The organism is uncultured Methanobrevibacter sp. (assembly GCF_902784195.1).
Classification (GTDB): domain Archaea; phylum Methanobacteriota; class Methanobacteria; order Methanobacteriales; family Methanobacteriaceae; genus Methanobrevibacter.
The window spans coordinates 13,298-29,232 of the sequence record NZ_CACZTX010000005.1; the positions used below are offsets into that span (position 1 = coordinate 13,298).

The 15,935-nt window shown below is 32.4% G+C and carries 13 protein-coding genes; 7 read left to right on the forward strand and 6 right to left on the reverse strand.

From position 1 onward, the window contains the following. Positions 1-73 precede the first annotated feature (73 nt). The 3 genes from glp to QZU90_RS04535 all read left to right on the forward strand — a co-directional run bounded on the left by glp (position 74) and on the right by QZU90_RS04535 (position 2,359). Positions 74-1,318 carry a gephyrin-like molybdotransferase Glp gene (gene glp / locus QZU90_RS04525; protein ID WP_296855781.1) on the forward strand — a complete coding sequence of 415 codons (1,245 nt, stop codon included), beginning with the start codon at positions 74-76 and terminating at the stop codon, positions 1,316-1,318. 137 nt (positions 1,319-1,455) lie between these two features. Then, the gene (locus QZU90_RS04530; RefSeq protein WP_296855783.1) at positions 1,456-1,926 is read left to right on the forward strand and encodes a GyrI-like domain-containing protein; all 471 of its coding nucleotides are present in this window, start codon (positions 1,456-1,458) and stop codon (positions 1,924-1,926) included. A gap of 133 nt (positions 1,927-2,059) precedes the next feature. Continuing rightward, on the forward strand, positions 2,060-2,359 hold the full coding sequence (locus tag QZU90_RS04535) for a hypothetical protein (protein ID WP_295605408.1): 300 nt from the start codon (positions 2,060-2,062) through the stop codon (positions 2,357-2,359). 72 nt (positions 2,360-2,431) lie between these two features. Here the strand turns inward: QZU90_RS04535 and QZU90_RS04540 are convergent, their stop codons facing one another. From QZU90_RS04540 to hypD, 3 genes are all read right to left on the reverse strand, one after another. Beyond that, a complete protein-coding gene (locus QZU90_RS04540; protein WP_296855785.1) occupies positions 2,432-3,736 on the reverse strand; it encodes a TldD/PmbA family protein in 1,305 nt (434 codons plus the stop codon). A 32-nt stretch (positions 3,737-3,768) separates the two neighbouring features. Next, complete coding sequence (locus QZU90_RS04545; protein WP_296855787.1) at positions 3,769-4,473, reverse strand: phosphoglycolate phosphatase; 705 nt, start codon at positions 4,471-4,473, stop codon at positions 3,769-3,771. A 61-nt stretch (positions 4,474-4,534) separates the two neighbouring features. Then, positions 4,535-5,578 (reverse strand): hydrogenase formation protein HypD, encoded by a 1,044-nt coding sequence (gene hypD, locus QZU90_RS04550; RefSeq protein ID WP_296855837.1) that lies wholly within the window; start codon positions 5,576-5,578, stop codon positions 4,535-4,537. A 299-nt stretch (positions 5,579-5,877) separates the two neighbouring features. Between hypD and pseG the strand changes: the two genes are divergently transcribed. The 4 genes from pseG (at position 5,878) to QZU90_RS04570 (ending at position 11,748) form a co-directional block, all read left to right on the forward strand. Then, positions 5,878-7,608: a UDP-2,4-diacetamido-2,4,6-trideoxy-beta-L-altropyranose hydrolase gene (gene pseG / locus QZU90_RS04555; protein ID WP_296855789.1), complete on the forward strand. Its 1,731-nt coding sequence runs from the start codon at positions 5,878-5,880 to the stop codon at positions 7,606-7,608. 26 nt (positions 7,609-7,634) lie between these two features. Next, a complete protein-coding gene (locus QZU90_RS04560; protein ID WP_295605416.1) occupies positions 7,635-8,705 on the forward strand; it encodes an N-acetylneuraminate synthase family protein in 1,071 nt (356 codons plus the stop codon). Positions 8,706-8,790: 85 nt separating this feature from the next. Beyond that, positions 8,791-10,305, forward strand: a complete 1,515-nt coding sequence (locus QZU90_RS04565) for a sialyltransferase (protein ID WP_295605418.1) — start codon at positions 8,791-8,793, stop codon at positions 10,303-10,305. Then, a complete protein-coding gene (locus QZU90_RS04570; protein WP_295605420.1) occupies positions 10,306-11,748 on the forward strand; it encodes a flippase in 1,443 nt (480 codons plus the stop codon). A gap of 132 nt (positions 11,749-11,880) precedes the next feature. On the opposite strand, the gene QZU90_RS04575 is transcribed toward QZU90_RS04570, so the two are convergent. The 3 genes from QZU90_RS04575 to QZU90_RS04585 form a co-directional block, all read right to left on the reverse strand. Continuing rightward, on the reverse strand, positions 11,881-12,387 hold the full coding sequence (locus QZU90_RS04575) for a DapH/DapD/GlmU-related protein (protein WP_295605422.1): 507 nt from the start codon (positions 12,385-12,387) through the stop codon (positions 11,881-11,883). 63 nt (positions 12,388-12,450) lie between these two features. Further along, entirely contained in the window at positions 12,451-14,415 is a 1,965-nt protein-coding gene (locus tag QZU90_RS04580; RefSeq protein WP_296855793.1) for a hypothetical protein, read from the reverse strand. A 279-nt stretch (positions 14,416-14,694) separates the two neighbouring features. Then, positions 14,695-15,897, reverse strand: a complete 1,203-nt coding sequence (locus QZU90_RS04585) for a glycosyltransferase (RefSeq protein ID WP_295605426.1) — start codon at positions 15,895-15,897, stop codon at positions 14,695-14,697. Positions 15,898-15,935: the final 38 nt, after the last annotated feature.

A 15,935-nucleotide genomic window follows, 5' to 3' on the forward strand; every position in this document is an offset into this window, starting at 1 on the left:
ATATATTATTAAATATAACATATAATTAAAAAATATTAATTTAATAATTTTTCAAAATTTAAAAGGTAATACAATGGGTGTAGAATTTTTAAAGATAAAGGAAGTAGATGAAGCAAAAGAAATCATTAATGAAAAGTTTAATGAATACTATACTCCACAATCTGAAATCATTGATATTGCAGACAGCAATAATAGGATTACATTCAGTAAGATTGAAAGTAAAATTGATTTTCCACCATTTAACAGGTCTTTGAAAGACGGTTTTGCAATTAAGTCAGAGGACAGCTATGGGGTTAACGAAGAAAATCCTAAAAAACTTAAAGTCATTGACTTTTTAGAGGCAGGATCATTCACTGATAAAACTGTGGAACTTGGAAAATGTGTAGAGATAAGTACTGGTGCACCAATTCCAGAAGGTGCAGATGCAGTCGTTATGGTGGAATTCTCCAATAGGCCAGAAGACAATGATGAACTCAAAGATGATGAAATTGAAATTTTGACAAGCGTTACACCTTCCCAAGACATTGGCCAAAAAGGTTCTGATGTTAAAAAAGGACAGACAATTCTTGAAGAAAACATTTTGCTCAATCCTCCTAAAATAGGAGTGATAGCTGCTCAAGGAATAGACACCGTTGAAGTGTATAAAAAGCCTAAAGTTGGAATCATATCTACTGGAAATGAATTATTGACCAATCAGGAAGAATTGAAGCCTGGAAAAATCTATGATGTTAATAGTGAAATGATTAAAGCAGGGGTAAATAACTGTGGAGGAGAAGGCGAATGCTTAGGAATCGTTAAAGATGTTTACGATGACTTAAAGACTAAAATTCAAGACTCATTAAAAGAATGTGACATCTTGCTATGCTCTGGCGGGACCTCTGCAGGTGTAGGGGACAATATCAGACATATTCTTGATGAACTTGGAGAAGTTCATATTCATGGAATCACTGTTCAACCTGGAAAGCCAACCATCCTTGGAGTTGTTGATGGAAAGATAGTTATTGGACTTCCTGGAAATCCTGTTTCTGCAATTGTTATCTTTAATGTATTCGTTGCACCGGCAATTAAGAAATTAGCTGGCTACAAAGATGAGGAAGAGCAAAGAACAATTAAAGGAACTTTGAAAAGAAGAATCCATTCACCAATTGGAAGAATGCAATATCAATTGGTGAGAGTTGAAGGTGACGATGTAATCCCTATATTTAAAGACTCTGGAGCTATTTTCTCACTTGCAAGTGCAGCAGGATATACAAAAGTCTCTAAACAGACAGAATTGCTTGAAGAAGGAGAGGAAGTTGAAGTAATTCTCTTTAATTAAATCAAAATTAAATTTAAAAATTATAAATTTAAAATATAAACTATGAATTTAAAATAAAACTATAAATTTCAGATAAAGTATAAATTTAAAATTATAAAATATACAAAAGATATTCATTATAATTATCAGGTGTAAACATGGAAATTAAAGAAAAAACTATGGAAGATCAAAAAGTAGCTATTATGAATTATAAAGGAGCTCTAAAAGATATGGATGTTTTGGTTTCTAAATTAACCGGTTGGATTGAAGTTGAAGAAATCGAAACTGCTGGAGACTTATTTGCAATATTCTACAATAACCCAAGAACAGCTAAGGAAAATGAAGTTGTATACGATGTAGGAATTCCAATCAATCCAGAATTAGACCCTGATGAAACTGAAGAAATAAGAATCGTAACCCTTATCGAACATAAAGTATTGTCAGGAATTCATAATGGAAGTTTAGACAATATTCAAGAAAGCTATAACATTATGGCAGAATACTCCATTGAAAACAAATACGACATTATCGGATCCCCTAAAGAAATTTACATAAAAAACAAATATGAAGTGGATAATGAAGAGGACTTGGTAACTGAAATTCAATTGCCAGTCATTAAAATGGGTTAATTAACCCATAACACTTAATCTTAATCTTTAAACTTAAAAACCTAAAAATCTTAATAATTCTAAAAAATTTTAAAATTTTAATAAAAATAAATCATTAATCAAATTCTATTAAATCTACTGAAGGAATGATAAAATGGCTAAAGAGAAAACTAAAAAAATGACTAGAAAGGAAGAGGAAAAACTTAATGAAAAAGTAGATAAAATAATAGAAAAAAACTTCGCAGACTTCTCATCTCAAGATGAACTTGAAAACTTTATCCAAGATGCCTTTGATACCAAAACTTCAAAATTCAATAAGAATTTAAAGAAAAAGGAAAAGGAAATTAATAAAAAAGTGTCAAAAGTATATAAAACAGACACTAAAAGAATTGATAGAAAAATGAAAGAATTGGATAAGAAAATCAATGCAAGATTTAAAAACATGCAAAAATAGAATAAATAAAATAAAATAGAATGAATAAAATTTAAAAATTTTAAATGAATTTAAAAAGAATTTTCGGTGGGATTAGTTCCCCACCACTCTTACATCATGTAAAAGCAATTTAGGAACAATGAAAGATCCTCTTTGCTTTGTCTCTTCACCTACAGCTACAGCATCACTTAACAAGTCATAGATATTGCCGGAAATCATAGCTTTTTTAATAGGTTTCTTGACTCCCTTATCAATTAAGAATGAATTGCTTGCTTCCACTGAAAAATCACCAGTGATAGGATTTGCAGTATGTGCACCTAAAACATCAGTGACTAAGAATGCATCATTTATTTCATCTTCCATTACATGATCTTTAAAATCAAAAATAATATTTGAACCGCTTACAGAGGGAGTTCCTGCATATGAACCTCTAAATCCATTGGAAGTGCTTTTAACTCCATCCTTATTTGCAGTGTAAATATCATATAAATATCCTTTTAGGACACCTTCTTCAACTAAAGCAGTTCTTCTTGAAGCGGTTCCTTCATCATCACTAACTCCAGAGTTCAAACCGCCATCAACTGTACCGTCATCATAAATGGAAAGCCCTTCGGTGACTATTTTCTCACCGATTTTACCGGTAAGTCTTGATCTCCCCCTTTGAACGTTATCTGCACTGAATCCACTCATAAAAGTAGAGAGTAAACCAGTAACTGCATGATAATCCAATATGACATCCTTATCTGAAGTTTCAATATGCTCCCCATTCAATGAGGATTTTGCCAAATCACATAAGTCTTCAGCTAATTTGATTCCATCCAAATCATAAAGACATGATGAAACAGAGTCATAAGCGGTTGCCAAATCACCATCTTTTATGGCATTGATTGAAACTCCCAATGCGAAACCAGTTGACTTGTCATATGCTTCAACACCATTGGAGTTTACAATTAGGACTTCACCTTCAGCTGCTGAAAATCCACCAGATGTGGTTTGACAGCCATTATCATCTATGCAATTTAAAACAGATTTAAGGGAACTTGTAAGTTCATCCAAGTCAATCTCTTGGAACTTTTTATCAAAAGTGCCATTGATTTTAGGCAATTTTTCAAGCTCTGGAAAAGAGAAGTTTTCATCCTTTGAATTAAGTTTAGAGTTTAAATAAGCATTTTCACAAGTCTTTGCAATTTCACCCATATCTGATGTGAAAGCAAAACCTACTGAACCATCCTTAATAACTCTTATACCAATGCCTAAGCTAATATCCTCTTTTGCAAAATTCAAATCGGTCTTTTGAGAATCCAATTGAAGCAATTCAGTATTTTCCAAATATATTTCATAATTATCCGAATATTTGGAAATTTCCCTTTTTGCCTCTTCAGCTAATTCATATAACATATTATCACACATAAAAAAAGAATATGATTTAATTAATCTTCAGTAAAAACAAACTTTTCAATAGCTTCTGCCACTCCATCACCATACTTATTCTCACAGACATAATCAGCCATTTCCTTAAGCTCATCACATGCATTGGCCACTGCAACCTTAAAACCCGCAGAACGTAAAAAGTCAATGTCATTTTCACTGTCCCCAATGCACATCATATTATCTATATTATAATCCAAGAGCTTAGCCAATTCCACGAGACCAGTTCCCTTATCAACTTCAGGATCTGTCAAGTGAAGTGCAAATCCACTATCATAGACCTCCACATCAAAGTCCTTCAATAGCTCTTTAAGTGGCTCTGAATCCATATTCTTATAGAAACAGATTTCAGATACTCTTGCATCGGAATCCTCTACAATCTTAAATGGAATATCATCCCCAAATTTCTCAAGTAAAAAGTCATAAGCCTTTTGAGCTTTGGAAATGTCTCCTAAAACAATTACCCTATTGTCATTATATCCATCTTGGTAAATAACTCCACCATTTTCACAAACCAATCCTCCAGTGGTTCCAACAAGTGTAGCCACTGCATAGGCAAAGTGTGAAATGTTTCCAGTAGCAATTATTACTGGAATTCCTGCATCTTCAGCCTTACGAAGAGCATCCAATGCACTATGACAAACTCTCCTTTTTCCATCTGTAATTGTTCCATCAACATCTACAGCTATCGCTTCTATTTTTACCATATTTTCAAATCCTTAAATTGAGCCATAATTGAAAAATTATAAAATTTATCATTTAGAAAACTTATCTGCTATATCTGTGAGCAATGTTACAGGTTCCTTCCTTACTTACCATACATGCACCGATTGGGTGCATTGGATTACATGCCTTTCTAAACAATTTACAGTCAGTTGGCTTTGCCATACCTCTTAAGATAGGTCCGCAAATACATCCTTTAGGAGCTTCAGTAACATCTTTCACTTCAATGTCATATTTCTTCCTTGCATCCCACTCAGCAAACTCATCATTAACTTCCAAGACTGAGTTAGGGATTTTTGGGAAACCTCTCCATTCTCTGCTTTCCACGTGGAAAACCTCATCCATCATTTCTTTTCCAATAACATTTCCTTCAGTTCTTACTGCACGCTTATATTCATTGTCAATTCTTGGAGTTCCATTGTCAATTTGTCTTAAGATCATGTAAACGGACATTAAAATATCCAATGGATTAAAACCTGCTACAGCTTGAGGGATGCCATATTCGGTTGAGAACTTTTCAAATGGTTCAGTTCCTAAGATTGTACATACATGTCCAGGTTCGATTAAAGCATTTAAATTGGTTTCACCAGAATTGATCAAGAAGTCAATAGCTGGTGGAATCAATCTATGACATGAAACGATTGAGAAGTTTTCAGGTGGCTTTTTCAATAATTCGGATGCAGTTGCAGGAGCAGTTGTTTCAAAACCTGCAGACATGAATACAACATCATTATCTATTTTTTCTGCAATTTCCACTGCATTTGGAATACCATAAACAACCCTTACATCTGCACCTTCAGCTTTTGCTTCAGCAAGAGAGCCATTGGAACCAGGAACTCTCAACATGTCTCCAAAAGTGGTTACAGTAACCCCTTTTTCTATCAATTGTAAACATTCATCAATTTCTCTTGAAGGAACAACACATACAGGACATCCTGGCCCTGCAACGATCTCCACTTCAGGAGGAAGCAAAGATCTTATACCATGTTCCATTATGGTATGTTCATGGGAACCACAAACATGCATAATTTTAACAGGAGTAGCTAAATCATTTATTCTTTTAATTAAAGTATCAGCCATCTCTTTCATACTAGCCATTATAACACCTTAAATTTTTTTAAAATTTTTATAATTAATTATCAGTTAAATCTTAAACTTGTTTTAAATTTATTTTAATTAATTTAAATTGATTATATAAGTCATTTTATATAAACTATTTATAATTAATAAAATTTAATATTAATTAATAATATAATATTATTAGTTTGTCTTAATTAATAATATTTTTTAAAATTCAAACAAAAATATAAGAAATTTTTATAATTGAAATTTTTATAACTCCCAATTTCAATAAAAATAATGAAAAAACAATAGCTAAAGGTTTTAAAATGTATAATGATAATAGAATTTTAGTTGTAATTCCTGCTAGGGGTGGTTCTAAAGGGATTCCACGTAAGAACATAAGATTGCTTGGAGGAAAACCGCTCATAGCACATACAATAGAAATGGGAAAGGCATCAGGATATGTTGATGATGTTCTTGTAACAACCGACGACAATGAAATAAAATTCATTGCAGAGAAATTCGGTGCAGAAACTGTCAAAAGAGATGGAAAACTTGCAGAAGACTCAATCCCACTTGATCCTGTAATCCATGATGCTACAATTCAAAAAGAGAAAAAAGAGAACAAAAAATTTGATGTTGTAATAACAGTGCAGCCTACTTCCCCACTTCTTAAAACAAAAACCTTAGATTTAGCTATTGAAACATTATTAAATCCAAATGACGACAAGGAGTTCTATGATACAATAATCAGTGTTGTTGATGATAGACACTTAAGTTGGGGATACGATGAGGAGGAGAAGAAGTATTTCCCATTATACAAGGAAAGAGTAAATAGGCAATACCTGCCAAAAGCATATAAAGAGACAGGAAGCATATTTGCAACAAAACGGGAATTTGTAAAGGAAAATAGCCGTCTTGGAGAAAATATTGGACTTGTTGAAATATCCAAGCAAGAAAGCATTGACATTGACAATTATGAAGATTGGTGGGTGGCTGAGAGAATCCTTAAGAAAAAGAAAATATTGATTAAAGCAGATGCTTCCCATGAAATCGGAACCGGCCATATCTACAGGGCATTGTCAATAGCTTCAAAATTAGTCAATCATGAAGTAGTGTTTTTGCTTGATGAAGCACAGCCTTTAGGAATTGAAATCGTCAACAATAACAACTATCCTTACATTACTCATAACAGCAATAAGGGCAATGGAAAAGAGGCAGATGATGAAGCAAAAGAGGAATTGATTGAAAAGATAGTTGAATATGACCCTGATATTGTAATCAATGACATCCTCAATACAAATTCAAAGTACACTAAATCCCTTAGGGACAAAGGATTCTTCATAGTCAATTTTGAAGATGTCGGTGGGGGAGTGAAATATGCACATATGGTCTTTGATGCATTATATGAGCATAAAATACCTCTTCAAAACCTTTACTCAGGACATAAATATTACATACTGAAAGATGAGTTCTATTACCAATCATTTAAGGAAATCAAAGAGGATGTGGATAAAGTTCTTCTTACCTTTGGAGGAACAGATCCAAATAACTTAACTGAAAAGGTTCTTGAAGCAATTTTGGAAAGCGATTACAAAAACAAAATTGAAATCATTTTAGGACTTGGTTATGGAAACAAGAAGGAAATACAAGATAAATACAAGGATAATGAAAGAATAGAAATCTTTGAAAACGTTAAAAACATGAGTGAACACATGCACGATGCTGACTTGATATTCACTTCAGCAGGCAGAACCATGTATGAAATAGCCTCACTTGGAGTTCCTTGCATATGCCTTTGCCAAAATGAAAGGGAATTAAGCCACATCTTTGGAAATGTGGAAAATGGATTCATTAATTTAGGTTTAGGCAGTGAAGTCTCTAAGGAAGAAATTAAGGAAACATTTGAAAGCACAATAAATGACTATCAATTAAGACAGGAAATGAACAAAAGAATGAGTGAAGTTGATTTGAAGCATGGATTTGATAACATCAAAAGGCTAATCAAGCAATCATACAAAGAATGGGAAGAAGAAATGAAAAAAATGGAAAAATAGATGAAGATAAAAGATAAGGTGAAAATATGAGCATATTTAATGAAGAACCATTTTTAATAGCTGAAATTGGTGTAAATTACTATGACATTGCCAAAAAGGAAAATATTAGCAATATGGATGCAGCTAAACTGATGGTGAAAGAGGCAAAAGATGCAGGTTGCAATGCAGTTAAATTCCAATCATATAAAGCTAATACAATAGCTTCCAAGAACTCCCCCGCATATTGGGATACAAATGAAGAGCCTACAACCTCGCAATATGAATTGTTTAAGAAATTTGATTCCTTTGGAGAGGCAGAGTACAGGGAAATTGCAGATTACTGCAAAGAAATTGGAATCATGTTCCTATCAACACCTTTTGATTTTGATTCAATTGATTATCTGGATGAATTCATGGATGTCTATAAGATATCCTCATCAGACCTTACAAACATTCCATTCATTAGGAAAATAGCTGAAAAGGGAAAGGACATCATCATTTCAACTGGCGCTTCCAATCTTGATGAAATTAAATTGGCAATAGACACAATAGAAAATGCCAATAAGAAATATGCAAATGGTGAAGCCGGAATAGGAATCATGCATTGTGTTCTTTCATACCCTACAGACAATAGCGATGCAAACCTATTGATGATTAAAAACCTTAAGGATTTGTACCCTAACTATGAAATCGGTTACTCAGACCATACAAAACCTGATGAAAATATGCTTATTTTAACAACAGCTTATCTTTATGGAGCAACAATCCTTGAAAAGCATTATACATTAGATAAAACATTGCAGGGTAATGACCATTATCATGGAATGGACCCTAAGGACATTAGAAAATTCAATGAAAACATAAAACTTATCAAAACAATCAATGGACAATATGATAAGGTTCCTCTCCCTTGTGAAAGCGAATCAAGAAAGCAAGCAAGACGTTCCATCATTGCAAAAGATGAAATTAAAGAGGGAACAGTGATTTCAGAGGATATGCTTACATACAAAAGGCCGGGAACCGGAATTTCACCAAGCGAAATAGAGAAAGTTATTGGCAAAAAGGCAAAAATTGACATTGCAGAAGATGAATTGATTAAATATGAATATTTGGAATAAATGAATTAAAATTGAAAAATTTTATTGAAAAATATTGAAAAATATTGAAGAATTTTATTGAAAATAAAACTTTAAAGGAAAAAATATGACTTTTACTGTAAAAGAGATCTGTCAAAAGATTTGGAATCTTGAAGAGAAGTATGAATTGAATCATAAGGAAATTCAAGATTGCTATCCTTGGCAATTGATTAGAATGTATTTATATTATGAAATAACAAGAAAGACAAATGTCTTTGAATCTGCTCAACAGTCCAGCCTTTCATTATTTGATAAAATAAACTCATTCTTGCCTTTTATTAAAAACAGCATTTTATCAAATCCATTAAGCGGAAGGGAAAATGTGGATGTTTTGATATTCGATCATCCGAGAAAAGTCATATTTGAAGATGAGTATCAGGATATCTATAGTTATTTTTTAAAAGAAACTCTTAATCAATATGGGAAGAGTTTTGAAACCATTGAATCACCTTATCTAAATCAGCATTTTAGAAGCAATGCAAACATTAAGGAAAATCATGTCAGATTCAATGACAGAATTCTTTTAGGTTCATTCATTCATAAAACAAGAAATAGGGGCAAATTGCCTTTTACAGAAGATGAGAAGCAATTTATCAATAGTGTGAAAGAAGATCTTGAAACCGCCTTTAAAATTGAAATTGACTTGTTTAGTATCATGGAAAATCATATCCTGAATTTCCAATATGACTATAAGAAGTATATTGAACTTCTTCAAAGGAAAAACCCTAAAGTGGTATTTCTTGTAGTGGCTTATGAAAATAAAGCATTGGTTGCAGCATGTAAAAAAATGAGCATAGACATTATCGAATTACAACACGGAACCATCAGCCCATACCATTTAGGATACAGCTATCCTGAAAATACAATGAAATTTAACGGTAAAATCAAGGAAATCGAATACTTCCCAGACAAGATTCTAAGTTTTGGAGACTATTGGAAAAATGCTTGCCCATTCCCTATAACTGGTGAAAACATCATTTCTATAGGATTCCCATATTTTGAGGAAAACTCAAGAACATATATGAAAATAGCTGAAAATAAAAACTCTGAAGATGGAAATAATGGAGAAACTCAAGAAAAACAAATCCTATTTATTTCACAAGGAGTCATTGGAAAATACTTATCTGAATTAGCATATGAAACCGCTTCAAACATTAATGATTCTCAAAATTTCAAATTAATTTATAAATTACATCCAGGAGAATATGGAACTTGGAAGGAAAATTACGATTATCTGACAAAAGCAGTTGACAAATTCGATAACTTTACTGTAATTGATAAAAGTGAACCTCCATTATACGAACTCTTTGCTAAAAGCCACTATCAAATAGGGGCATTTTCAACTGCAATCTATGAAGGGCTTGCATTCAACTGCAAAACTTTCATAATCAATGTTCCAGGAGTGGAATACTTAGATGATTTGATTGATAAGAATATCGTGAAAAAAGTTAAAAACAGTGAAGAACTAATAGATTATCTAAAAGAAGATGAAAAAAATGAAATAATTTTTAAAGAATATGATAAGGATTATTTCTTCAAGAACTTTGATGAAACTATTTTTAAAAAGATTTTAAGTGATTAAATGAGCGAATATGTGCGATTTATACAAAGAATAGGTTTGGTGGGACTCACAAACATCCTAATCTCTCTCAGTAGCCTGATCTTTATTCCAATTATTACAAAGTCATTTACCACCGCAGAATATGGTATGTGGGCACAGGTAAACACTACAATCGCACTTGTTCCAAACATTGCAAATCTTGGCCTTCCATACACAATGGTAAGGTTCCTTTCTGCTGAAAAGGATAAGGAAAAAATCAAGGACTCATTCTATCCAATGATTAGCCTAACATTCATTTCAACAATCATAATATGTTTATTGTTCCTAATCTTTGGAAACACAATTGCAAATGCATTATTCAACGGAAGCATGCAAGTATTGTACATTACAACTGCAATCTCATTCTTTGCATGCATGAACCTTATGCTCATAAGCTTCTTTAGAACATTCAAGCAAATGAAAAGATACTCATTATTCCTGGTTCTTCAAAGTTATATTGGAGTATTCGTAAGCATTTACCTAACTTATGCAGGACATAATATTGAAACTGTAGTGCTTGGTCTTTTGACAGGTTATGTGGCAGTATTCATAATGATGGCATTTCTAATTGTAAAATATCTTGGAATTGGAATTGGAAAATGGTCTAATCTAAAGGAACAACTTGCATTTGCTTTACCTACCATTCCAAGCAATGTGTCCAGTTGGGTTGTTGATTCAAGTGACAAGTATGTCATTGGAATCCTTATTGGATCAGTTGCAGTTGGATGCTACTCACCAGGATATGCATTGGGAAGCATACTATTGATGTTCCTTTCCCCATTTGCAGTTCTCTTACCTGCAGTTTTACCTGAACATTATGAAAAGGGAGACATAAGGGAAGTGGACAAGTATCTTAGCTATTCAATGAAATACTATCTCTTGCTAACAGTTCCTGCAGCAGTTGGAATGAGTGTGCTCTCAAAGCCATTATTATACATAATCACAACCCCTGAGATTGCACTTGGAGGTTATATGGTAACTCCTTTTGTTTGCCTTGGAGCAATATTCATGGGAATGTATGGAATTACAAATAATATTATGATCTTGGAAAAAAACACAATGATTCTCGGAAAGCTATGGATTGTTGTGGCTATTTCAAATATAGTCTTGAACTTATTGCTTGTTCCTTACCTAAACATTTTAGGGGCAGCAATTGCAACACTTATCTGCTACATATTGGCATTTGCTGTAACAGCAATCGCAAGCAAGAAAACAATGAGATTGCCATTCAACATGAAAGAGCTTTTAAAAATAGTCGTTGCGGCATCCCTTATGGGAATTGCCGTATATTTAATGCACCCAATTGGAATTGTTAATGTCTTGATATCCATTATCGCAGGTGTAATCATATACTTTGCAGTCATCTTCATTTTAAAGGCAGTGACATTTAAAGAAATTGCAATCTTTAAAGATTTGCTTCATTAAATTGAAGCTAAAATTGATTAAGATGAATGAAATTTTTTTGTGAAAAATAGTTATTGTGCAAAAATGAAAAAATATGTAAAAATAGCAATATACAAAAATAAATCATGAAAAAAATTAAAGATGATAATTTATTTAATGGAACTTTCCTTCTTTTTTTAACTTTTCATAATGATCATTATCTCTTGAAGAAAAGACTTTTGCAGGATGACCACCAGCAATTGCATATTTAGGAATATCCTTAACTACAACACTTCCTGCTTGAATGATGGCGCCTTCACCAATAGTCACTCCAGGAAGAACAATGACACGATTTCCTAACCATACATTGTCTTCGATAACAACATCCCTAGAAATTACAGTATCATCATAAGGAATGGCATCCCCTTCATAATTATGACTATCAGTGATTATCATGCATTCGATTCCAGAGTGAAAATTATCCCCAATTATCACATTGGCTGTTCCTTGAATCTTCATGCCATTAAAATTCACATTGTTCCCAAGACTTGTTTTAGGAGTAATATAGGAAAAAGCATTAACAGTTAAGTCATTTCCACATGACGCAGAGACCCTTTTAACTCTAAATGTATAATATTTCCTTTTAATAACCTTAAAAACATTTAAAACTTTAGAAATCATCTTCATCACAGCTTGAATCTATAGAAAAAATGTGAAAATAAATAAAAAAAGAAAAAATTAGCATTATACTACAGAACAATCTGCAGAATAATATGATAATAATCTTGCTATTTTAGCAACAGTTAACTCATCAATTCTTCTTTGACCACGAATCATTCTATTGAACAATTCATCTATAAAGAGATCCTCATTGGTAAGGATTACATTTAAAATAGCCAAGTCATCGTTTACAAAACCGATTAAAGGTTCAATGTAAATTCCGCTAAATCCTTTATTATCCAAGAAAATAGCTAAGTCTTCATTTAACTCTAAAGCTTTACGCTTGATTTGACTATTGTTTACAAAATGAATCTCTTCATTTCCAAATTCAAATCTGGTTTGATTATCCTTATAATCAGTTTGAAGCTCTAATGTATTCTTCTTATCCATGTAATTTTGGATAGAAGCAGAATCATTCACCATAGTGTCAGTTTCATTGTCAGATTTGACCTTATTCTTGTAGTCTTTAGAGTCATATCTTTTGGATAAAATGGTATATACACCAGTAGGTCCAACAACCACGTGGTTAATTATATCTCTTGATTGTGGAGGTTGAACTGCATAAAAGACATAGAAATCATTTGGAAGTGCAAGCAATCTTTCACGAATGATTCTTCCACGAGCAATGTAATTATTGAAAGCGTATCTTTTATAAATACCGTAACTTAGAATAAGAACACCTATTGCAACAGCAATCAACACATACCATATTTGGTTAATGAAGTAATAATATGCAGCTGAAACAACTAAAATGAATGCTCCGATTAACATATATAAATCAGCATTGGTTTTCTTAGGTTCATAAGCCCTATTTTGAGATTTCATTAGTTCAACTGTTTCTGGAGTAACCAATGCATCCTCTTGGCTTGCAGTTATGTTTCCACGTTTAACACTTTCTTCACCTTTTTTGATTAAGCGTTTGACTGAACTTCCCTTGTAGAATTCCTTATCCATGCTTCTTATATATTCATCTTTAAGAATATCAGACAATGCAGTGTAATACTTATAACGAGCAAGCTTGAATGCTTCATACTCTTCAGGACTATCAAAGACCATTTCATTTTGAACTCTGGCAAAAAGCTTTTGATCCTCTTCAGACAATTCCTGCCTAGCTAAAGACACTGGAGATTCAGGCATTTCATCTTCTGGAATATCAGTGACTTCAACAAGACCATATTCCTGATTTTCATGCGCCTCTTCATAAGCATCCTTATAAGCAAAACCAGAAGCTATATCCCTTGAAGTTTGCATATACCTTTTTTCAGCATGAATAGGAATAATCTCATCAACATCTCCAAGTGTAGAGTCATAAATTGAACCATAGGAAACCATTTCTTCCTCGCCATAGGACTCTAAGGTATCAGGCAATATCTCTTCAGTTTCATAATAATAGTCTTCATCAGAGTATCCTTCATTTTGAGCATTTAGCTCCGCATGAATAGGAATAATCTCATCAACATCAGAATCATCTACAAAATTAGCCTCTGCATGAATAGGAATAATCTCATCAACATCAGAATCAGAATATAAAGAATCATCTACAAAATTAGCCTCTGCATGAGAATATAAAGAATCATCTACAAAATTAGCCTCTGCATGAATAGGAATAATCTCATCGATTTCATCATCAGCGAGTGGGGTTTCTGTGAGTGGGTTTTGTGTAAAATTAGTTGAGTCAGTGGTTTCGGTTGATGCGGAGACCATATTGGAAATGTAATCTAAAGATCCTCCACAGCTATTGCATTCAAATTCGTTTATATTGTCACTTTCACTTAATTGATATTTTAATCCGCAACTTGTACAATAAACAAGTACTAAACCAGAATTATTCTGCGAATCATAATCAGAGGAAACTTTCTCTTCGTCATTAGAGAAACCATCCAATTCCTCCAGATTTCCAGAACAAACAGAACATTCAAATGCATTAATATCATCTTCATCATCAAGCTGATATTTTTCACCACAGTTCTGACAAACTACCACTTTCATCTTATCCCTACTCAATTTGATTATAATCAAAAATTTTATCAAAATATTATCTAAAAAGTGATTAAATTTATTAGAAATCTAATTAAATTTATTAAAAATCTATAAAACACTCAAATAGATTAATATTAATATAATATATATAATTTATTAGATTTAAACATTATGTATTATTTAATTAAAAATAGGAGAAATTCAAAAAAATAGTTATTTGATTAAAAAAATCAGTGTTTTTTAATTATTATTTAATCAAAAAAGAAATTTAAAAAAAATTTAAAAAAATTAGAGATATCTATTGTAAATTTCTAAAATTTGATCATTGATTATGTCCCAATTATATTTTTCTTTGATAAGTTTCTGACCATTTCGAGCGAAAATGAGAGACAAATCTTCATCGAATAATACCTTTTCAATTGCTTCCCTTAAGGAGTCCTTATTGTCATCACAAGCAAGGCCAACATTTCCATCCACCCAATCATGAATATGATTGTTTTTAGTTAACACCAATGGCTTGGAACATGCCATTGCCTCGAGACCGCTTGTTGTAAATGATTCATATTTAGAAGGCATGACAAATAAGTCACAATCCACTAAAGCTTCCTGCTTTTCCTCTTTATATAATAGGCCAGTGATAATGACATTATCTTCAAGAGAATATTCCTTAATCTTATCTTCCAATTTTACTAAATAACCATCATCTGGACCTACAATAGCTAATTTAATGCTTGAACTACTGATATCCTCTAAACTATGATTTTCATTATGCTGATTGATCAAATCATTAAATGAATCAATCAATAAGCCAAGCCCTTTTATTTCATGGATTCTTCCAACGAAAAGAATCAGTTTATCATTTTCACCAATGTTAAATTTAGAGCGGAATTTGCCATAATCTGGAAGGTTCTCATACTCATCTAAATTAATCCCAAGAGGAACAATTTCAATTTTATCCTCATCAACACCCCTCTTCAAATATTGTTCCTTTTCCACTTCAGTAAGTGCAAATACACATGATGCATTGTGAAGGATCTTGAATCCAAACACCTTATCAAAAATATTCTTTAGCCCCTCCTTTTGGAAGAAAGGAAGAACTGAACCATGAGCCTGCACGACGTATGGAATATTGTTTTTCCTTGCAAAATAGCTTGCAAAAATAGCTAAGGTTTGTCTATGCTCATGAATATGGATGATATCATAGCCTTTAATATCATTTCTAATCTTGAATGGAGCTGCTAATGGTGTGTCTAACATGGTTTTAAGCTTAAATCCATTAGAGAGATTTCTGAAATAATCCACTTTAATTCCATCAACATCAACATCATAGCGACCATTTGGGAATCTTAATCTTTCCTTACATGAATCTGAACTAATGACTTTTACATCATTATCCTCGCTTTGTTTGGAAGCTATTTGATAACTTGCATTTACCACCCCTCCTGCTGACAAGCAAGGATAAAAGAAATGTGCAACATGTAAAATTTTCATAAAATTCACCATCTAAAAAATTATTTTATAGAATTAAT